This window comes from Enterococcus sp. 10F3_DIV0382 (genome assembly GCF_002140245.1).
Taxonomy (GTDB): Bacteria; Bacillota; Bacilli; order Lactobacillales; family Enterococcaceae; genus Enterococcus_B; species Enterococcus_B lactis.
Genome location: NZ_NGMF01000001.1, coordinates 39,529 through 60,993, shown reverse-complemented (window position 1 = coordinate 60,993; position 21,465 = coordinate 39,529). Strand labels below are relative to the sequence as shown.

At 39.4% G+C, this 21,465-nt stretch carries 18 protein-coding genes and 1 riboswitch; of the genes, 16 read left to right on the top strand and 2 right to left on the bottom strand.

Translation table 11 applies throughout. The features are described 5' to 3' along the window. Positions 1-240 precede the first annotated feature (240 nt). From A5849_RS00275 to rny, 5 genes are all read left to right on the top strand, one after another. The gene (locus tag A5849_RS00275) at positions 241-1,164 is read left to right on the top strand and encodes a RodZ domain-containing protein (RefSeq protein WP_002310444.1); all 924 of its coding nucleotides are present in this window, start codon (positions 241-243) and stop codon (positions 1,162-1,164) included. Between the two features lie 207 nt (positions 1,165-1,371). Then, entirely contained in the window at positions 1,372-1,950 is a 579-nt protein-coding gene (gene pgsA / locus A5849_RS00270; protein WP_002310442.1) for a CDP-diacylglycerol--glycerol-3-phosphate 3-phosphatidyltransferase, read from the top strand. 170 nt (positions 1,951-2,120) lie between these two features. After that, positions 2,121-3,362 carry a competence/damage-inducible protein A gene (locus A5849_RS00265; RefSeq protein WP_002310441.1) on the top strand — a complete coding sequence of 414 codons (1,242 nt, stop codon included), beginning with the start codon at positions 2,121-2,123 and terminating at the stop codon, positions 3,360-3,362. Positions 3,363-3,470: 108 nt separating this feature from the next. Further along, on the top strand, positions 3,471-4,517 hold the full coding sequence (recA, locus tag A5849_RS00260; protein WP_002310440.1) for a recombinase RecA: 1,047 nt from the start codon (positions 3,471-3,473) through the stop codon (positions 4,515-4,517). A 418-nt stretch (positions 4,518-4,935) separates the two neighbouring features. After that, a complete protein-coding gene (gene rny, locus A5849_RS00255) occupies positions 4,936-6,492 on the top strand; it encodes a ribonuclease Y (protein ID WP_002287336.1) in 1,557 nt (518 codons plus the stop codon). Between the two features lie 78 nt (positions 6,493-6,570). On the opposite strand, the gene proC is transcribed toward rny, so the two are convergent. After that, positions 6,571-7,377: a pyrroline-5-carboxylate reductase gene (gene proC / locus A5849_RS00250; RefSeq protein ID WP_002310439.1), complete on the bottom strand. Its 807-nt coding sequence runs from the start codon at positions 7,375-7,377 to the stop codon at positions 6,571-6,573. Positions 7,378-7,517: 140 nt separating this feature from the next. Between proC and mprF the strand changes: the two genes are divergently transcribed. The 9 genes from mprF (at position 7,518) to thiT (ending at position 18,448) form a co-directional block, all read left to right on the top strand. Continuing rightward, the gene (gene mprF, locus A5849_RS00245) at positions 7,518-10,091 is read left to right on the top strand and encodes a bifunctional lysylphosphatidylglycerol flippase/synthetase MprF (RefSeq protein ID WP_002310438.1); all 2,574 of its coding nucleotides are present in this window, start codon (positions 7,518-7,520) and stop codon (positions 10,089-10,091) included. Positions 10,092-10,244: 153 nt separating this feature from the next. After that, entirely contained in the window at positions 10,245-11,096 is an 852-nt protein-coding gene (ispE, locus tag A5849_RS00240; RefSeq protein ID WP_002307715.1) for a 4-(cytidine 5'-diphospho)-2-C-methyl-D-erythritol kinase, read from the top strand. A 244-nt stretch (positions 11,097-11,340) separates the two neighbouring features. Next, positions 11,341-12,279 carry a metal ABC transporter substrate-binding protein gene (locus A5849_RS00235; RefSeq protein ID WP_002335300.1) on the top strand — a complete coding sequence of 313 codons (939 nt, stop codon included), beginning with the start codon at positions 11,341-11,343 and terminating at the stop codon, positions 12,277-12,279. Between the two features lie 22 nt (positions 12,280-12,301). Beyond that, positions 12,302-12,982: a metal ABC transporter ATP-binding protein gene (locus A5849_RS00230; RefSeq protein WP_002287343.1), complete on the top strand. Its 681-nt coding sequence runs from the start codon at positions 12,302-12,304 to the stop codon at positions 12,980-12,982. Beyond that, positions 12,955-13,779, top strand: coding sequence for a metal ABC transporter permease (locus A5849_RS00225; RefSeq protein ID WP_002287344.1), 825 nt, complete (start codon positions 12,955-12,957; stop codon positions 13,777-13,779). The genes A5849_RS00230 and A5849_RS00225 overlap by 28 nt, the downstream gene beginning before the upstream one ends. 166 nt (positions 13,780-13,945) lie before the next feature. Then, positions 13,946-14,764 carry a pur operon repressor gene (gene purR / locus A5849_RS00220; RefSeq protein ID WP_002287345.1) on the top strand — a complete coding sequence of 273 codons (819 nt, stop codon included), beginning with the start codon at positions 13,946-13,948 and terminating at the stop codon, positions 14,762-14,764. Positions 14,765-15,266: 502 nt separating this feature from the next. Next, the gene (gene glmU, locus A5849_RS00215) at positions 15,267-16,640 is read left to right on the top strand and encodes a bifunctional UDP-N-acetylglucosamine diphosphorylase/glucosamine-1-phosphate N-acetyltransferase GlmU (RefSeq protein WP_002298200.1); all 1,374 of its coding nucleotides are present in this window, start codon (positions 15,267-15,269) and stop codon (positions 16,638-16,640) included. 93 nt (positions 16,641-16,733) lie between these two features. Further along, positions 16,734-17,705, top strand: coding sequence for a ribose-phosphate diphosphokinase (locus A5849_RS00210; RefSeq protein WP_002287347.1), 972 nt, complete (start codon positions 16,734-16,736; stop codon positions 17,703-17,705). 5 nt (positions 17,706-17,710) lie between these two features. Next, a riboswitch (TPP riboswitch) is annotated at positions 17,711-17,813 on the top strand. Positions 17,814-17,878: 65 nt separating this feature from the next. Then, complete coding sequence (thiT, locus tag A5849_RS00205) at positions 17,879-18,448, top strand: energy-coupled thiamine transporter ThiT (RefSeq protein WP_002293068.1); 570 nt, start codon at positions 17,879-17,881, stop codon at positions 18,446-18,448. Between the two features lie 80 nt (positions 18,449-18,528). Here thiT and A5849_RS00200 read toward each other — a convergent pair whose 3' ends face one another. Then, entirely contained in the window at positions 18,529-19,302 is a 774-nt protein-coding gene (locus A5849_RS00200) for a hypothetical protein (RefSeq protein WP_002293067.1), read from the bottom strand. A gap of 256 nt (positions 19,303-19,558) precedes the next feature. On the opposite strand from A5849_RS00200, the gene A5849_RS00195 reads away from it, so the two are divergent. Beyond that, positions 19,559-21,259 carry a patatin-like phospholipase family protein gene (locus A5849_RS00195; protein WP_002345656.1) on the top strand — a complete coding sequence of 567 codons (1,701 nt, stop codon included), beginning with the start codon at positions 19,559-19,561 and terminating at the stop codon, positions 21,257-21,259. Beyond that, positions 21,229-21,447, top strand: coding sequence for a YdbC family protein (locus A5849_RS00190; protein ID WP_002293064.1), 219 nt, complete (start codon positions 21,229-21,231; stop codon positions 21,445-21,447). The genes A5849_RS00195 and A5849_RS00190 overlap by 31 nt, the downstream gene beginning before the upstream one ends. The last annotated feature ends 18 nt before the right edge of the window (positions 21,448-21,465 follow it).

The following is a 21,465-nucleotide window of genomic DNA, read 5'->3' as shown; positions in this document are numbered from 1 at the left end:
GCTCTCTTTTAATCAACTTATATTAAAATAAAATTAAACGAAGTAATCAAAGAGGTTGTGACAGAAGTGGTCAGCTTCAAGAAATAAGAAGGAATTGACGAAAATTGCTTCTCAAATTTTTGTGAAATTTCGGCTTATTGCCGAAGAAGCTACTTCTGGAACGCCGTTTATACGGAAAAAGGAGCTGTGACACGACTTTTGTCACAGCTCCAAACATAACGTCTTTCGTTGCAACAGCAGATGCTTCGGAGAATCAAACAGACTGGAGAAGATGAACGAGTGGCTTTTGAAACCATCGGAGAAAAATTACGGCAAGCACGCCTGAATAAAAAGATATCTTTAGATGAATTACAGCAGATTACAAAAATTCAAAAACGTTATTTGGAAGCAATCGACAATGATGATTTTGATCAATTGCCTGGTAAGTTTTACGTACGGGCGTTTATTAGGCAATACGCTGAAGCTGTAGGAGAAGATGGAGACCATTTAGTCGATGTTTTTGATGGAAAAAGCAAATTGACAGGATCGGTCCCTGAACGTCCGCAGCCTGAAACAGTAAGTACTTCCAGAAAAGCAATACATCAAGAAGAATCGCATCCAAGTCGTTTTTGGACAAGTCTTCCTGTCATTTTATTAGGATTGGTCGCTTTGGCAATCGTCGTTGTCGTAGGCTATATGACTTGGCAAGATCGTCAAGCTGATCCAATAATCGGCGATACAGCTTCTTCGCTCAAAGTAGAAGGATCAGTTGAGGAGTCCTCTTCCTCAGAGCAAAGCACGCAGACCCAAGAGTCTTCTACAGTAGAGTCAACAACAGAATCAAGTGAAGAAAAGAAAATGGCAATAGCTGCAGGAGAGGATTCCGGCAGTGCCATCGCAGTAAATATTACAGATGCTACCAAGCCTGTCACTCTTGAGTTTACCGCTGTTAATCGTGTGTGGATCGGTGTACTAGTAGACAATGCTTATGTTTATCAAGGAACACTGGCAGCAAATGAAACACAAAGTACCGTGTTACCGGAAACAGCGGCCAATGCGACCATTACGATCGGTGCAGCAAGCAATGCGACGATCAAAGCGAATGGAGAATCCGTACCAGTTAATCCAGGGGAAAACAATCAGAGTCCTAAAAATGTGAACCTGACTCTCCAATACGCAGAGTGATCGTACAAATGAGTTTATTCATCTATTTACTTGTGGCATAAAAAAGAAGGATCGTGACAAATCTGTGTCGCGGTCCTTCTTCATTATTTTCAAAAGATCAGTTTCAATAAAAATGCTCCGTTGAATAAATTCGTTTGGAAAAGTAAATAATATCGGTGGAAACTTCGCGGATAGTCACGTAGAATAGGGAAGAAAGGAGTCGATAATGTGAATTTACCAAATAAATTAACTGTACTTAGAATTTGTATGATCCCGATTTTCATTTTGGTTGTAGGATTACCGTTAGATTGGGGACAACTTAACGTAGGGGACACCACACTGGCTGTCACGCAGCTAGTAGGCGCAGTTATTTTTGCATTAGCCAGCATCACAGACTGGTTAGACGGAAAAATTGCCCGTGCACGAGGTCTTGTCACTAACTTTGGCAAATTTGCGGACCCACTGGCAGATAAAATGCTAGTTATGACCGCTTTTATCATGTTGGTTGACCAAGGAAAGGCCCCAGGTTGGGTAGTCGCGATTATTGTCTGCCGCGAATTAGCCGTCACAGGCTTACGTTTACTACTTGTCGAACATGGAGAAGTCATGGCTGCTGCTTGGCCGGGAAAAGTCAAGACGGCTACACAAATGGTTGCTATTATCTTGCTGTTTATCAATAATATCCCATTCAATCTGATTAGTATTCCAGTAGACCAAATCATGCTCTATGCTTGTCTGATTTTTACTATCTATTCAGGTGCGGATTACTTCATCAAAAATAGCGGCGTGTTCAAAGGATCAATGTAGGTCTTGTTTTGTGGATGATCAGATTCGTCGGTTCTTGATAAAGTGAAAATAATTTGATCATATAATGAAAAAAGAACTGGGGAGAGGCTGGTCCATGGATCAGCCTTGCCCTCTTTTTAAATAAAAAAATATATAAGTACAGCGTATACTATATAAGGGAGCGGGAAGTAATGAAAGCAGAAATAATAGCTGTCGGAACAGAACTTTTACTAGGACAAGTCGTGAATACGAATGCCACTTTCTTGTCAGAACAGCTAGCTGATCTAGGTATCGAAGTTTATTATCAGACCGTCGTAGGAGATAATCAGCAGCGTTTAGAAGAGTTGATTGCTCTAGCTGAAACAAGAAGTGAACTCATACTCTTATGTGGCGGATTAGGGCCGACAGAAGATGATCTGACAAAAGAAGCAACTGCGGCTCACCTCGGTAAGTCTCTCATACAAAATACGGAAGGATACAAAAAATTATTGGCATATTTTGAAACAACCCATCGAAAAATGACCAAAAACAATCTGCAACAGTCTCAAATCATCGAAGGTGGGGTTCCTCTACCAAATCGTACAGGGCTTGCTTTAGGGACTTTTTATCAAACAGATACACATGCATATATCCTTCTTCCCGGTCCGCCTAATGAGTTGAAACCAATGTTTGTGGAACAAGTACGTCCTTTACTAGAGGAACGTTTTCCTTCTGAAGAAAAACTGATTTCTAAAGTTTTGCGCTTTTATGGGATTGGTGAATCGCGACTGGTCACTGAACTAAAAGATCTAATCGAGACACAGATTAATCCAACGATCGCTCCTTATGCCAAACCAAATGAAGTGACATTGCGTCTAACAGTAAAAACAAAGGATGTTCAGGCAGGAAATCAAGCTCTTTTAGCATTGGAAGAAAAGATTCAAGAACGAGTAGGAGAATATTTTTATGGATATGGCGATGATAATTCGTTAGCAAAAGTCGTAGTGGAACTGCTGAAAGAAAACAAGCAGACTGTAACAGCGGCGGAAAGCTTGACAGCCGGTGCCTTCCAAGCCGCATTGGGCGATATTGCTGGTGTATCTGAAGTATTTCCAGGCGGCTTTGTTACCTACTCGCTCCAAACAAAAGCTGGTTTTCTGGAGATTGATCCGGAGCTATTAGCAGAATATGGAACAGTCAGCAAAGAATGTGTGGAGCAGATGGCCATTCAAGCACGTGAGATAGCAAGAACAGATTACAGTGTAGCTTTCACCGGAGTGGCTGGACCGGACACATTAGAAGGTCACCCTGCAGGAACAGTATGGATCGCTATTTCATCTAAAGATGGCGTGGTTTCAGAAAAATATCATTTTGCCAGAGACCGTGCGGCTATCAGATATAATACGGTTATGCAAGGATTTGATCTTTTGAGAAAACAGCTTTTAAGAAAATGATAAATGCGAATATTTGTTCGGTTTTTTCTTGCTTTTTATTACTAAAAACGATATGATAAGGATAATGAAATGTTGCTCTGATTTGTAAATATAAGGAGGATTATCGTATTGGCAGATGATCGTAAAGCAGCCTTAGATGCTGCACTGAAAAAAATTGAAAAGAGCTATGGTAAAGGCTCTATTATGAAATTGGGCGAAAAAATCGACCAACAAATCTCTACAATTCCAAGTGGCTCTCTTGCGTTAGATGTCGCTTTAGGTGTCGGCGGTTATCCCCGTGGACGTATTATCGAAGTATACGGACCTGAAAGTTCAGGTAAAACAACAGTGGCGCTACACGCTATTGCAGAAGTACAAAAAAATGGCGGAACGGCCGCTTTCATTGATGCTGAGCATGCGTTAGATCCGCAATATGCACAAAAATTAGGTGTGAATATCGATGAACTACTTCTTTCACAGCCTGATACAGGAGAACAAGGTCTGGAGATCGCTGATGCTTTAGTATCAAGTGGAGCTGTAGACATCGTAGTAGTCGATTCAGTTGCCGCTTTAGTTCCACGAGCAGAAATCGACGGCGAAATGGGTGACTCACATGTCGGGTTACAAGCACGTTTGATGTCTCAAGCATTGCGTAAACTCTCTGGTTCGATCAACAAAACAAAAACAATCGCTATTTTCATCAACCAAATCCGTGAAAAAGTAGGCGTAATGTTTGGGAATCCAGAAATCACTCCTGGAGGACGCGCATTGAAATTCTACGCAACGATCCGTTTAGAAGTACGTCGTGCAGAACAATTGAAACAAGGTACAGATATTGTTGGTAACCGTACAAAGATCAAAGTCGTAAAAAACAAAGTAGCACCTCCTTTCAAAATCGCTGAAGTAGATGTCATGTATGGTTTAGGGATCTCACAAGAAGGAGAACTTCTAGATATGGCAGTAGAAAAAGACATCGTTGATAAAAGCGGTGCTTGGTATTCTTATAAAGAAGATCGGATTGGTCAAGGACGGGAAAATGCTAAAATCTATATGGCTAATCATCCTGAAATGATGGCAGAAGTTTCTGCTCTAGTTAGAGCAGCTTATGGCATTGGTGAAGAAGTGGCTGTCCCAGAAGATACAAAAGGACAAGAAGAATTGCCTTTAGAAGAATAAAAATCATGATAAACAAAAACGGCTGGTCTGAAGAGTAGATACTCTCCTTGATCTGCCGTTTTTTTATTGAATAAAGAACAAAGAAATCTTGAGTTATTTAATCATACGAGTAGCTACATAAAATAAAAAATATCTATTCGACTACAAAAAGTAATTTAGTGAAAAAGTTTCTCAACTTAAAGGTTTACTTATATGAAACTAGTGTCATTTATTCTAAAAACCACCGTTTAATGAATGAACGGAAAGCCGTTTCTTTGTTTATTTAAAGTTGACACTACGGGGTACAAACATTAGAATAAAGTTGTGCATGTTTTTTGTACACATATATGCGAAGATGCATATTGACAAGTTTAGAATAATTTATCATAGAAGCTGTATAGATGATAAAAATGAAAAAGATAGTATGGAGGTGGATTTTATGGTATTCAACATTCTCCTCGCTATCATCGGTTTAATTGTCGGTCTTGGTTTAGGGTTTATGGTCGCAAAGTCACGTCACGAGAAAGAAATAGCTGGTGCACAATCATCAGCTGCTGGGATCATCGATAGTGCAAAGAAAGAAGCAGAAACTCTAAAAAAAGAAGCATTGTTAGAAGCTAAGGAAGAAAATCAGAAATACCGTTCTGAAGTTGAAAGTGAGCTGAGAGAAAGTAAGTTAGAATTAAAATCTCAAGAGAATCGTTTGATTCAACGCGAACAAACGCTGAATCGTAAAGATGACTCGTTAGAAAAACGCGAGAACTCACTTGAAAGTAAAGAAGAAGCACTTAGTTCAAAACAGCAATTAATTGAAGAGCGAGAAAAAGACGTTGAAAAAATGATTGAAGATCAACAAAAAGAACTAGAAAAAATTGCTGGTTTATCAAAAGAGGACGCACGAGATGTCATCATGAAATCGACTGAAGAAGAGCTGAATCATGAGTTAACTCTAATGGTAAAAGAATCTGAACAGCGTGCCAAAGAAGAAGCAGATCGCAAAGCGAAAAACTTATTATCATTAGCGATTCAACGCTGCGCAGCAGATCAAGTTTCAGAAACGACTGTTTCAGTCGTTACCCTTCCGAATGATGAAATGAAAGGTCGTATCATTGGACGAGAAGGTCGTAATATTCGAACGCTTGAGACGCTGACTGGTATCGATTTGATCATCGATGACACACCTGAAGCAGTTGTTCTTTCCGGATTTGATCCAATCCGAAGAGAAATCGCACGAATGACCTTGGAAAAACTGATACAAGATGGACGAATCCATCCAGCACGAATCGAAGAAATGGTCGAGAAATCTCGTAAAGAAATGGATGAACGTATTCGTGAATATGGGGAAGAAGCAGCATTTGAAGTCGGTGCCCATACACTTCATCCAGATCTAATCAAGATCATCGGACGTCTGAGATTCAGAACTAGTTACGGACAAAACGTCTTGAAGCATTCGGTCGAAGTTGCAAAATTAGCTGGTATCTTAGCAGCAGAACTTGGCGAAGATATCCAATTAGCAAAACGTGCCGGGTTGCTTCATGATATTGGAAAAGCACTTGACCATGAGATTGAAGGATCTCACGTTGAGATCGGTGCGGAATTAGCTGCCAAGTACAAAGAAAACCCAGTAGTAATCAACGCAATCGCTTCTCACCATGGCGATGTGGAAGCGACTTCTGTTATCTCTGTCCTTGTAGCTGCAGCAGACGCGCTTTCAGCAGCAAGACCTGGTGCGCGAAGTGAATCATTGGAAAACTACATCCGTCGTTTAAGAAGTCTGGAAAATATTTCGAACAGCTTCGCCGGTGTAGAATCAAGTTACGCAGTTCAAGCTGGACGCGAAGTTCGGGTAATGGTCAAACCAGAAGAAATCTCGGATCTGGACGCTGTTCGTTTAGTACGCGATATCCGTAAACGAATCGAAGAAGAGTTGGATTATCCTGGACATATCAAAGTAATCGTTATTCGGGAAACTCGCGCAACTGATTATGCTAAATAAGAGTAAACACAAAAGAAGAGTCGCGGCAAAAGCCGCAGCTCTTCTTTTTTTGTAAGGTACGAAAAAACATTGCTATTATTATTTTTTATTCAACATCTCAAGATCTTTCTCGATCGTCGTATTGATTCCTTTGATGATTGCTGGGATGAATCCTGCTTCTTCTAGGGCAACTACACCGGCAACGGTCGTACCACCAGGAGAAGAAACTTGGTCTACAAGTTCCCATGGATTTTTATCACTTGAAAGGAATTTTTGACAAGAACCCATGATTGCTTTTGCAGCAATTTCAGTGGCCGTCTGTTTGGACAAACCATTTAATACACCAGTCCGTCCCATCGCATCGATCAGCATATAAATGAATGCGGGCGAGCTGCCAGCAAGGCCGATGAATGTACTGAAATCTGCTTCTGCTAAGGGATAGACGCTACCAATTGCTTCAAAAATTATCGTGGCTTGTTGAAGCTGTTCCTCCGTGGCAGCTTCATTTTTGCAAATCGCAGAAACGCCTGCTCCTACGCTGACATTGACATTCGGCATCACACGTACGATGGAGGCCTGAGGATCTTCAAGCGCTGTTTCTAAATCTGTTAATGATTTTCCTGAAGCAATAGAAATGAATAAGACCTTCTGGCTGTATTCTTTTAGTTCTTTCAATACTTTTTCAATGATTTTTGGTTTCACGGCTAAAAGAACGATATCTGATTTTGATGCAACTTCTTGGTTGCTTTTGCACGCATGGACGCCAGTTTCAGCAGCGAATGTTTGTGCATTTTCAAAATGACCACTGGAAACGAACACTTCTTCTTTCGAGACTGTTCCTGTTTTCAATAAACCATCAATAATAGCTTGTGCCATATTCCCTGTACCGATAAATCCTACTTTCATGTTATCCTCTCCTTTAGCATTAGGATATCTTTCTTTTTCTATGATCGCAAGCAAAGAACAGGTCTAAAGTGGAAAAATTAAAATAAATAAGATAACATTGGGGTATAACACAAAAGTATACAAGTTAGGAATGGGAAAATGTGAAAAATAAACGATACTTGATGCTGCAATGGATAAAGGAACATAGTCTGATTTTAAAATTGATTTTTTTCGGCTCCGTGTTAGTCTTTGTGGCAAATCAAGTCGCAAATATTGCTAATGGCATGAGTTGGCAAGATATTTGGCAAAGGATGGGACAACAAAGCCACATGACGATTCTGCTCATGATTCTGGCTGGACTGCTGGGTGTCACTCCGATGTTGTTGTATGATTGGGTGACGATCAGAGTCTTAGAAAAACAAGGAAAACCAAAAATGGAAAGAAAAGAGTTCCTTCTTGCTGCGTGGGTAACAAACACGATCAACAATCTCGCCGGTTTTGGTGGTGTGGTAGGAGCCAGTCTTCGGGCTAGTTTTTATGGAAAGCAGACAAATAGGAAAATGGTGTTAGTGACTGTTTCAAAAGTCGCGCTATTTATGCTGACTGGTTTGTCTGTATGGTCGTTTCTTACATTTATTGATGTCTTTTTTATTCAGTCAGAAAGTATTTTTCGGAGCTATTGGATCTGGCTTTTCGGCGGTAGTTTTTTAGCGCCAGTCATTTTCTTTTTTGCTTATCTAAAGAGAAAGTCCTTGTTCTCTGAGTTTTATCCAAAAGGCTTGTTTGGTCTGCTACTGGCATCTTTTGGACAATGGACAGGGGCACTTGCGGTATTTCTGACTATCGGCAAGTTGATGAGAATAGATATTTCCATGTTTTCGATCTATCCTATGTTCATGATTGCGACGCTGATAGGAATGTTGACAATGGTCCCAGGTGGAATGGGGACTTTTGATGTTTTGATGATTTTAGGAATGAGTCAATTGTCTGTTCGGCAAGACGTAGCAGTAGTTTGGTTGTTATATTATCGGTTGTTTTATTATGTCCTGCCTTTTTTGACGGGACTTCTATTGTTCATCACACATACAGGAGTCAAAATCAATCGATTTTTAGATAATATACCGCGATTATTTTTCCAAAAGGTTGCGCATATCGTGCTCGTAAGTGCTGTATATTTTGCAGGAATCATGATGGTACTCCTGTCAACGATCACTAATCTGTCTGCAATTAGTCGGCTGTTTCAGGTGTTATTGCCGTTCTCGTTCAACTTTTTAGACCAGACATTGAACCTATTAGTGGGCTTTTTATTGCTCGGTCTTGCTCGAGCGCTTTCAGTAAAAGTCAAAAAGGCATTTCTGCCTACGATTGCTTTACTAGCTTTTGGTATTTTAAATACAATCACACGTACACTATCTTGGCAATTGTTATTGGTATATGTCTTGATTCTATTAGCTGTGTGGTTATCCAGAAAAGAATTTTATCGAACAAAATTCGTTTATTCTTGGGGAGCTATACTATTTGATGCTAGCTTGTTCGGTTTCTTGTTTATTGTTTACGCAATTGCAGGTTATCATAGTGGACGCTTTTTAGTTGGACGGATAACAGGTAACCATTTTATTTTGTTTCCTTCAGATGATGTGTGGTTCTCAGGGCTCATTGGTTTGGGCATCTCATTGCTAGCTTTAGTGGCGCTTTATCAATACTTAGCAGAAGATACTACGACGCTTGGCAGTGAGTACGAAAAAGAACGTTTTGACCGTTTATTGGAAACATATGGAGGCACAGCTACAAGCCATCAGCTTCGCTTGCCAGGATACAGTTATTTTTATTACCAAAAAGACGACCATGACCAAGTCGTTTTTGGCTATCAAATCAAAGGGAATAAATGCTTTGTTTTAGGAGATCCAATTGGTAATCCCAAAATGATGCAGGCAGCAACGAATCAGTTCATGAAACGAGCAGATTGTTTAGGTTATCAGCTTGCTTTTTATAAGATATCAGAAAGCTACGTAGTGATGCTTCACGAATTGGGCTTTCATTTCACGAAAGTAGGTGAAGCAGGAATTGTTGATCTAGCGACAGAAGACTTGTCTCGGCTGAGTCAGCAACTTGAATATCAACGTTTGATGAAAGAAGGATACCATTTCACTTGGTATGACCAACTACCAGAAGAATTACATCAAGCTGTAAATGAAGTTTCACAAAAATGGCTTCACGGTGCACGAGAAAAATACTTTTCTGTGGGACGATTCGATGAATCCTATGTATTGTCTAGTGGCGTCGGTATTGTCCGTAAAGAGCAAAAAGTCGTGGGCTTCATCACCGCTCAACCGATGACGAAGGAGCAAGCGGGGTATGATTTACTGCGAATCTTGCCTGAAGAGCCTGAAGAATTAGCGGATTATCTATTAGCTAATTTGTTCATTGTATACGAGAAAATGGGCTATCTGGAAGCAAATCTAGGATTAGCCCCTTTAGCAAATGTTGGAGAAACAGATTTTTCTTTCTTTCAAGAAAAAGTCATGCATATCGTATATAATTATGGTAATTTTTTCTATTCCTTCCAGTCTGCTTATGAAAAGAAATTAAAATATGTCGATCATTGGGAAGGTCGCTACTTTGCATATCGGAAAGGAAGTAATTTCGGATTTGCTACCATGCAGCTGCTCAGTCTGATAGGGAAAGAAAAAGGAAATGTGCCGAGTTTGGCAGAAGAAGTGCTCACAGAATTATAAGAATCACTAGAGTTTATTTGGATTATGAAGAGAAAATTCTATGAAAGCTGTTGAAACGATGACAAAATCAACCACTAGGCAGACATAAGCTATACTTTTATTTTTCCCTATGATAGAATACTTGCGACTTAGACTTTTCGAATGGGTGAGAGGATGGAATTGATTGAAAAAGCGCCAGCCAAGATAAATTTAGGACTGGATGTATTATATAGACGGCAAGATGGGTATCATGAGTTGGAAATGGTGATGTCGAGCGTAGACTTGGCAGATCATCTATTTTTTGAAGAAATAACAGAAGACAAAATCATTGTAGAAACAAATAAAGCATTTTTACCGGTAGATGAACGGAACAATGTTTATCAAGCTGCTTTATTGTTAAAAAATAAATACAATATCAAAACCGGTGTCAAGATCTTTGTTAAGAAGAATATTCCAGTAGCAGCTGGATTAGGCGGAGGAAGTACAGACTGTGCAGCTGCTCTAAGAGGGATCAACCAATTATGGAATTTGGGCTGTTCGTTAGAAGAACTGGCAGAAATCGGTTTGGAAGTCGGTACAGATGTTCCTTATTGTGTCTACGGAAGTACGGCATTTGTCGGTGGCAAAGGGGAAGAAATCCAAGTATTACCTTCTATGCCACAGTGCTGGGTTGTGTTGGTCAAACCAAGAATGAGTGTCTCTACACGTACAGTGTTTAGAGAAGTAGATACGCAAGCCATCCAACATCAAGACATCCACGGACTTGTTGAAGCCATCCGAGAGCAAGATTATCAGCAGATGATCAAAAAAATGGGAAATAGTTTAGAAGATATAACGGGAAAGCGGCATCCAGTCATCCATCAAATCAAAGAGCGTATGATCAAGTACGGAGCAGATGCTGCATTAATGAGTGGAAGTGGACCAACCGTTTTTGCCTTGTGTCAACATTATTCAAGAGCGCAGAGAGTATATAATGGGTTAAAAGGTTTTTGTGAGGAAGTTTATTTAGTACGAACCCTGCAATAAAACATAAAAAGTAAAATAGGTGATGAAAAACTGAGGAATCCTAAAGTGGTATTCTTCAGTTTTTTATTGTAGTGAAATGACTAGATATGAGCAGCAACTCATCCATTTTACGATTTAATCAAGAATATACATGTTTAAATCAGAAATTGATGGATTTCTATTGACTGTGTTTTTTTATTTTGATACATTAGTTCTCGTTAATAAATCGTAAAATTCCGATTTGTTCATTGAAAGGAGCATATAAATGAAAAAATATCTTTTGACAGCTACGGTAATGATAGGTGCTTTACTGTTTGCAGCATGTGGAAATATGAACAAGGAAGCAGACAAAAAAGAGGATTTGACGATCGTTACGACTTTTTATCCGATGTATGATTTTACAAAAGAAATCGTAGGGGATGAAGGAAACGTGAAACTTTTGATCCCTGCTGGAACGGAGCCGCATGATTTCGAACCAAGTGCAAAAGAAAGAGCAGAAATTTCCGATGCAGATGTTTTCGTGTATAATAGTTCAGACATGGAATTTTTCGTGGATTCATTAAAGGATTCAGTGGATAGCAAACAGACCTTGATGATCGAAGCAGCTAAAGGAATCGACCGTTTAGAATCGCAAGAAGCAGACGAACATGAAGAATCAGAAGAAGGGCATGGTCATTCACATGAATACGATCCACATGTTTGGCTCGATCCGGTATTAGCTATAAAAGAAGTCAGAACGATTGCTGAAGAATTAGGCGAAAAATATCCAGATAAAAAGGAAACTTTTACGAAGAATGCCGATGCTTATATCAAAAAGCTTGAAGCACTGGATCAAAAATACTCCGATGGGCTAAAAGATGCAACAAACCGCACATTTGTCACTCAGCATGCTGCTTTTGCTTATTTAGCGAATCAATACGACTTAAAACAAGTAGCGATTTCGGGCGTTTCACCAGATCAGGAACCCATACCAAGCCGCTTAGCTGAACTAAAAGAATTTGTGAAGAAAAACAACATCAAAGTGATTTATTTTGAAGAAAATGCCTCTTCGAAGGTAGCTGAGACATTGTCGAATGAAACAGGAGTGAAGCTAGAAGTGTTGAATCCTTTAGAAAGCTTGACTAATGAACAAATCAAAGCAGGCGAAAATTATATTTCTGTCATGGAAAAAAATCTGAAAGCTTTAAAAGAAAGTATCAATTAAGTTTTAGAATGGAGGTTGTAAGGTGCGTTATATCGAAATATCTGATTTGACCTTTTACTATGATGATGAACCTGTACTAGAAGATGTCTCTTATCATGTAGATGCGGGTGAATTTGTCATTTTAACTGGAGAAAATGGAGCAGCCAAGTCAACCTTGGTGAAAGCATCGTTAGGATTACTGAAACCTTCAAAAGGAATGATAAAGATTGCTGAGAAAAATCAAGAAGGAAAAAAATTAAGTATCGGTTATATTCCTCAACAAGTTGCATCTTTCAATGCAGGTTTTCCTAGTACGGTGATCGAATTAGTCCGTTCAGGAAGATATCCAAGAGGCCGCTGGTTCAAGCGTCTCTCTGAAAAAGATCATCAACATGTACAGCGTGCTTTAGAAGCTGTAGGGATGTGGGATATGCGAAATCGGCGAATAGGTGAATTGTCTGGCGGACAAAAGCAGCGAATCAGTTTAGCGCGTATTTTTGCTACTGACCCTGACTTATTTGTTCTTGATGAACCAACAACAGGTATGGATGAAGAATCCAGAAATGAATTTTATCGTCTTCTCCGACATAGTGCGCATGTCCATGGGAAATCAGTTCTAATGATCACCCATGATCATGAAGATATCAAACAGTATGCGGACAGACAGATCCGACTGGTGAGAAAGGAGGATTCTCAATGGCGTTGCTTTCATATGAATTCATGAGAAGAGCGTTTCTTGCCGCTATCTTCATTGCCGGAATCGCCCCGATGCTAGGTGTGTTTTTAGTGATCAGAAGACAATCGCTGATGGCTGATACGCTTTCTCATGTCTCTTTAGCAGGGGTAGCGTTAGGATTCTTTTTGAACCTTAATCCTACACTTACGACCATGCTAGTCGTTGTATTAGCAGCTGTGATATTGGAGTATCTGCGAACGATCTACCGAACCTATTCAGAAATCTCCATTGCCATTTTAATGGCTGGTGGTTTGGCGCTAGCGTTAGTATTGATGAATTTGAGCGGAGGGAATTCAGCAACAAGTATCCAATCCTATCTGTTTGGTTCGATCGTGACCATTACATGGGAGCAAGTCATCTTTTTAGGAATCTTATTCGTTGCCATCGGTATATTGTTCTTTTTATTCAAACGGCCGATGTATGTTCTGACTTTTGATGAAGATACCGCCCACGTGGATGGGCTACCCGTTCATTTGATGTCGATGATGTTCAATGTGATTACTGGTGTGGCTATTGCTGTGATGATCCCGATTGCCGGTGCACTTTTGATATCCGCAATCATGGTTCTTCCCGCAGCAATCGGTATGCGATTAGGCAAAAGCTTCAATGTCGTGATTGCTATCAGTGTTTGTGTAGGATTTCTAGGGATGCTGTCAGGACTAACTAGCTCGTTTTATCTAGATACACCTCCAGGAGCAACAATCACATTAGTCTTTATTGCTTTGTTCCTGATTGTAAATATCATCAAACGAATATTGGTTGCCTTCAGAAGAAAAAATAACTAAATTATAAAGAAAAGAAGCCTTATAAAAACGAAAAATTTTTTATAGGCTTCTTTTTATTTTAATAAATACCGAACTATTTTCTTATTTTTTCATAAAATGCTCGAATTTTTGAAGAAAAACTTATATAATGTAAAACGATAAAATTTCTTAAAAGGAGTTGGAATAGGTGAAAGTACGTCGCAGTGAACGTCTAGTTGACATGACACAGTATTTATTGAATCACCCGCATGAATTGATTTCCTTAACAAGCTTTGCCGAACGTTATGAATCTGCTAAATCTTCTATCAGTGAAGATTTGGGAATCATCAAGAAAACATTTAAAGAACGAGGGTATGGAACCTTGGAAACAATCCCAGGTGCTGCAGGTGGTGTATTGTTCATCCCTGAAATTTCATATGAAGAGGCGAAAAAATATATTGAATCTCTAGCAGAACGTCTATCAGAACAAGACCGTCTGCTTCCAGGAGGATATGTTTATCTCTCTGATTTGTTAGGAGAACCTGAACTGCTGCGTCAAGTTGGAAGAATCATTGCTTCTAAATACCTTGGTGAAAAAATCGATGCTGTAATGACTGTAGCCACAAAAGGCGTACCTATTGCCCAAGCTGTGTCCTATTATCTGAATGCGCCATTCGTTATTGTACGCCGGGACTCAAAAATAACAGAAGGATCAACAGTAAGTGTCAACTATGTGTCTGGATCTTCTGAAAGAATTGAAAAGATGGAACTGTCTAAGAGAAGTTTGAAACGTGGTTCACGTGTCCTTGTAGTGGATGATTTCATGAAAGGCGGCGGAACAGTCAACGGAATGAAGAGCTTGATTGAAGAATTCGAATCAGAACTTGTTGGCATCACTGTATTTGCCGAATCAAAATTCAACGGTCATCGCGCCATCGATGATTATACGTCACTGCTTTATGTCAAAGATGTAGATACTCAAACGAAAAATATTACGGTTGTGCCGGGAAATTATTTTTCAGAATAAGAGGTTGTGAAAAAGCCGCTTAGTTTCGAGTAGTAAGAAAAATTTTGTGAAAAGGGCTTTCCACATTTTTTCATAAATTTGGCTTAATACCGAGAAACTGGCTTTTGAACACCGTTTATCTAGAGGTTGTGAAATCAGCGTCCTGTCCTGAGTATTAGCTCAATAAACGGAAAAATTGCTCCTCATATTTTGCCGTTTATTGAGCTAATACCGAAGGTCAGCTGATTGAAAACCGTTTAATGAAGAGGTTGTAAGCCTACCGTTTAACTCTAAGTCACAAGAAACGATTTCAAAAAACAGCTTTTCATGTTTTATGAGTAGTGTGACTTGTGACCGAGGAGTTGGCAGGAGAGCACTGGTTACCAAATAGATAGGCCCGTTATGGTCTATCTATTTTTTTATCCAGAAAACGCTGGGATAAAAGAAAATCACTTGTTTTGTTGAAAAAATGGGTATACTGGGATAAACTGAAATCAGCAAACTATATTTAGGAGTGACGCAGTTGGACGCACGTTATGCAATTATTTTGGCGGCAGGGAAAGGTACCCGCATGAAGTCAAAATTATATAAAGTTTTACATCCCGTTTCTGGTAAACCTATGGTAGAACATATCATTAATCGGGTCAGTGAAACGAAACCAGATGAAGTGATTACGATCGTTGGACACGGAGCAGAACAAGTTAAAGCACAACTAGGAGAACGCAGTAAATATGCGTTACAAGCAGAACAATTGGGAACAGGACATGCTGTTTTGCAAGCCGCTTCTTTCTTGGAAGGAAAAAAAGGAACGACGTTAGTTATCAGTGGCGATACACCGTTATTGACTACTGAAACGCTGAACAATCTTTTTGAATATCACCAAGGAAAAAATGCAAGTGCGACAATCTTGACGGCACAAGCAGAAAACCCAACAGGATATGGTCGGATCATTCGTGATCATATTGGGATCGTAGAAAAAATCGTGGAACAAAAAGACGCAACACCAGAAGAAGCACTTGTACAAGAAATCAATACAGGAACATACTGTTTTGACAACGAAGCTTTGTTCGATGCGTTAAGCAAAGTCGGAACAAACAATGCTCAAGGTGAATACTATCTGACCGATATCATCGAAATCTTAAAAGAAGAAGGCAATACAGTTGCTGCTTATCAAACAGATGATTTCGAAGAATCAATGGGAGTCAATGATCGAATCGCGTTAGCTAAAGCAAATGAGATCATGAGAAAGCGGATCAACCAGATGCATATGGTCAATGGCGTAAGCTTTGTCGATTCAGCAACGACATACATCGATGCAGGCGTAGAGATTGGTCCAGACACATTGATCGAAGCAGGTGTACAAATCCAAGGCAATACAGTCATCGGTTCTGATTGTGTCATCGGGGCACATTCAAAAATCGTAGACAGTAGGATTGAGGATCACGTCGTCATTGAAAACTCAGTCATTGAAAGCAGCCATGTCAAGAAACATGCAGATGTGGGACCTTATGCACATTTACGACCAAAAGCTGAAATTGGCGAAAACGTCCATATCGGAAACTTTGTGGAAGTGAAAAATGCTCAAATCGGCAAAGGAACGAAAGTCGGTCACTTGACTTATGTTGGTGATGCTACGTTGGGAGAAGAGATCAATGTCGGATGTGGTGTTGTCTTCGTCAACTATGATGGAAAGAACAAACATCATACGACTGTCGGTGACCACAGCTTTATTGGTTCTAGCACGAATATCATCGGACCTGTCGAGGTAGCTAAAAACAGTTCGATTGCTGCCGGGTCAACAATTACAGACAATATTCCAGAATATGCGTTGGCAATTGCGAGAGCAAGACAAGTCAATAAAGAAGGATATGCAAAAAAACTCCCTTATCTAAACTAAGACTTTTGCAAAATCACTTGATTTATTTAAAAAATATGACTACTATTTATTAGGTAGAATTCTAGAGTTGTGAAAAAGAAAGTGGAGGTCCCCATGTCAAAACATTACTTTGACCCAAGATTAAAAATTTTTGCGTTAAATTCCAATCGCCCATTAGCAGAGAAAATTGCAGCAGCAGTCGGTGTCGAGTTAGGAAAATCATCTGTTACTCAATTTAGTGATGGAGAAATTCAAGTAAACATTGAAGAAAGTATTCGTGGATCGCATGTCTATGTGATCCAATCAACGAGCAGCCCAGTCAATGATAACTTGATGGAGTTGCTGATTATGATTGATGCACTGAAACGAGCAAGTGCGAAAACAATCAACGTAGTCATGCCTTATTATGGTTATGCGCGTCAAGATCGTAAAGCACGTGCACGGGAACCAATCACAGCGAAATTAGTAGCAAACATGATCCAAAAAGCCGGTGCAACACGAATGCTGACTTTGGACCTTCATGCAGTCCAAATCCAAGGTTTCTTTGATATTCCAGTCGATCATTTGATGGGTGCACCACTTATTGCTAATTATTTCTTGGAAAAAGGAATCAAAGGTGATGATGTTGTCGTTGTTTCACCAGACCACGGTGGCGTTACACGAGCACGTAAATTAGCGGAATTCTTGAAATCTCCGATTGCGATCATCGACAAACGCCGTCCAAAAGCAAATGTTGCAGAAGTAATGAACATCATTGGACAAGTCAAAGGTAAAACTTGTGTACTGATCGACGATATGATCGATACAGCAGGTACGATCACGTTGGCTGCCAATGCTTTGAAAGAAGCTGGTGCAACAAGTGTGTATGCTTCATGTACCCATCCAGTATTATCTGGTCCTGCTTTACAAAGAATAGAAGATTCAGCTATCGAGCGACTAGTTGTCACAGACTCGATCTATCTTCCAGAAGATCGTAAAATCGATAAAATCGATGAAGTAAGTGTTGGCGGATTAATGGGAGATGCAATCAAACGTATCCATGAAAACAAACCAGTTAGTCCATTATTTGAAACAAAAAATAAATAATAAATAAACTCACAAAGGGGAGTCCAATTGGGCTGAGATTGAATCTATTTCTAAACCCTTCGTACCTGTTTCGGTTATGCGAGCGTAGGAATTGTGAAAAAACAGCTATTTGAAATTTTTCGAAAGCTGCTTCCTCCTTTGTGACTTTTTTATTCAAAGGAGGAAGTTTTTTTATGGGAAAAAATAGAGTTTGGGTAGAAGGAACGATTGTTGCAGCGTTAGCGATGGTGCTGTCATTGATACCAATCCAGATTGGCAGCAGTTTTTCTATTTCATTGGGGCAGATTCCGTTGACGCTTTTTGCATTAAGAAGAGGGACAAAGGCAGGTATGCTAGCAGGTTTCATTTGGGGGATCTTACACTTTCCGTTGGGACAAGTTTATTATTTAAGTGTCGTTCAAGTGTTGATTGAGTATCCGATTGCTTATACTTTTGCAGGTGCAGCAGGGCTCATGGCTTCAAATGTCCAAAAAAGCTATGCAGATGGAAATACGAAACAAATCAGAAAAAACATAGTGTTTGGTGCATTGATTGGCGCACTTTCCAGATATTTTTGGCATTTTATTGCGGGAGTTGTTTTCTGGGGAGCCTATGCACTATGGGGAATGAATCCTTGGCTCTTTTCTTTCGTAATGAATGGTGCTAGCGGGTTGAGCACAGCGATTGTGACGATGATCGTTTTATTAGGGATCCAACAAACGATTCCATCACTTTTTGTGCCAGATAAACGACAGAATCTTTAAATAAAAAGGAAACAAAAAACTTGAGACAGAATCATGTCCTAGTTTCTTGTTTCCTTTTTGTTTTTCGGCAAGAAATAGATTCACTTCAATGGCAGATAAGAAAGACCGGCATCTTCTACCAATTGCCAGCGCCGATCGTTGACAGAGTAGATTAAAGTAGCGACGACTTCTTCTTCCCGATACCGAGTACCTTTCAATTTCCAAATATAGTCCTCAATCACATAAATAGGAATACGGTATTCGTCATCGATCAAACCAACTTGATCAAAAGAAAAAATGATCCCTTCCTGCATTAAATTACGCATTTCTTTCAATAATTCCACACTGATTTTTTCAACAGGTGTTTCCTTTTTGAAAAAGGATTTTTTTACATTGATCTTATCTGACAGGATAGAACTTAATTTACTAGCAAAAATCCTGTAAAATTCATCTAAATAGCGATAATAAATTCGGTTCAATTGATCGTTCAGGTCGAAGTACACGAAATTATTTTGTAGCTTATAAAAAAATGGTGAGTGGAGATGTGTTTTCATATGGCCAAAATATAACAATTCTGAAATTTCTAAAGGTGTCAATTCTTTCAGCATCGTTAAATCAGTAAAGTCAATCCACTTCAATTCATCGAATCCACGCCTGTTTCGAGAAGAGGAAAAGAAACGCTGGATATTTTCTGTACCACGGATTACTTTCAGCCCTGTATGAGATTCGTATTCTCCAGCAGAAGCAGATGGATCGAGTAAGAGCAAGTTTTGAGGAAAATGCACGATACTGTTTGCAAAATCAGTAGCAGTCAGTCCTTTTGTTAAAACAGCATTACTTGTGGTATCAATATGTACATAAACTGACTCAGTCATCATGTTCCTCCTCTTATTTCCTCTTAATCTCTTTTATTTTACAACATTTGCATAAAAAAAGCTTGTTTCTTTTATTTTAAAATTCCATTACAAAATCACGTTTTCATTGAAAATACTCTCATTTTCAATTAATTTTTGTATTTTTTATTTAAAGGTGGTTTTATGAATTGTTTTCTTATGGAATATCCAAAGTCGAATACGATACTCATGACCTTTTTTCGACGTACTGGTATACTTGAAGAAAAAGGAGAAAGCGATGGAGATAAAAAAAGTTTACTTTTCACAGAAAATGTCGCTGTATTCGCGTATCAACCAAGCAAAACAACCTCTTCCGTTTTTTCAAAGCCATCAAGAAAGTAGAGAAGCATTTTGGCGTTCTGCAAAAAAGCAATGTGCCTTTGAAGCAGTATCAAAAAAATATACCATCTATTTTACTATTGATAAAAGTAGAGAAGATGTTATTTTTAACAACTTGCTGATCGAAGGCGAAACTTTTAAATGGCAAAAACTTTTTCAGCATATGGAAGCTTGTGCTCGTTTTTTTATTAAAGAAAACTGTTGTTTTTTATTTCAATCTCCTCTATCAGAAGAATGGTTGCGTATTTTTCATAAAAACGGCTATCAAGGAACCATGAAACTAAATAAAAAGCTGGTCTATCACACAGCACTTGTATTAGGAGGAGGGGGAGCACACGGTGCCTATCAGATTGGTGTATGGCAGGCGCTGAAGGAACATAACATCCGCTTTGAAATCATTACTGGGACCTCGGTAGGTGCGCTGAACGGCGCATTGATTTTACAAGGAGACATGGAAAAAGCTGTGGGTTTATGGAAAAAGCTATCAACAAGACAAGTGCTTGCGTTGCCAGAAATGGCTGCCGTTGAAGACTTGCGTGAACGTTTCTATCAAGAAAGACGCCAAATGACGAAAACGGCACTAGTTGAAGGTGGGGTTTCGTCTGCGCCATTGGAAAAGCTGGTCAAGGAAAATTTAGATTTGTCTTTGCTCAAATACAATTCCAAAATACGTTTATACACGGTGTCTACTAAATTGCCAGAACTAGCGGAAGTAGTGACTGCTATCCAACAGACAGAAACAGAAGAAATACCAGATTGGATACTTGCCTCTGCTTCATTTTATCCTGCTATGGCTTACCGAAAGATCGGAAAAAATAAATACGCAGACGGTGGATTTCGTAACAAAATCCCTATTGACATCGCGATTAACGAAGGCGCAACAGAGGCGTTTGTCGTGGATGTGCAAGGACCAGGGCCAGTGAAAAGAATCCGTGTGCCAGATACGTTTATCCATTGGAGATGTCAAACATTGTGGACGCTTGGCAGCTTTCTGCTTTTTGATAGCCAAAGAAACCAATTAAATTTACAATTAGGCTATCTGGAAATGAAAAAACGATTAGGCTGTTATTACGGGAATTGGTATACATTTGATTCTGTCAAACAAGCAGGAACATGCTGGCGTGGATTTTTATCTTACTTAATAAAAGAACTTCAGTTAGAGCTATCTTTTTTCAAAACCATAAAATTTTGGCAAAAACTGCGTAATATATATAAGAACAGGGTCGAACCAGAAACATGCGGACTGGCGATGCTGGAACTTTTAGCAAAAAAACATTTTTTATTGCCAAACAAAGTCTATGAGGTAGATTGGATGTTTCAAATGATCTGCCAACAAGATAGAAAAAGTATGCCAGACGATTTATTGGCACAAGTTGGTCAATTAAGTACAGAAGAATGGCGGAGGTATCGAAAATATCAGCAGAAAATACAAAATGAACGCACGAAAGCCGTTTATTTTGAAAAACTGCTGCAAGAAAAATGTAAGGATCGTTTGCAGCGTGAACTGCTTGAACAGCCAGTTGACACATTACTGATCCTATATTTATATTATCTCAAGGAGGAACAACCATGGCACAAGAATTTTCATATGAAATCGTAGAAGAAATCGCTGTTTTATCAGAAAACAACAAAGGATGGCGTAAAGAGCTGAACTTAGTCAGCTGGAATGGTCGTCCGCCGAAATTCGATCTTCGAGATTGGGCACCCGACCATGAAAAGATGGGGAAAGGGCTGACACTGACGAACGAAGAGTTTGAACAACTGCAAAAAGCAATAGAAAATATGTAATGAGGAAGGACCCTGTCG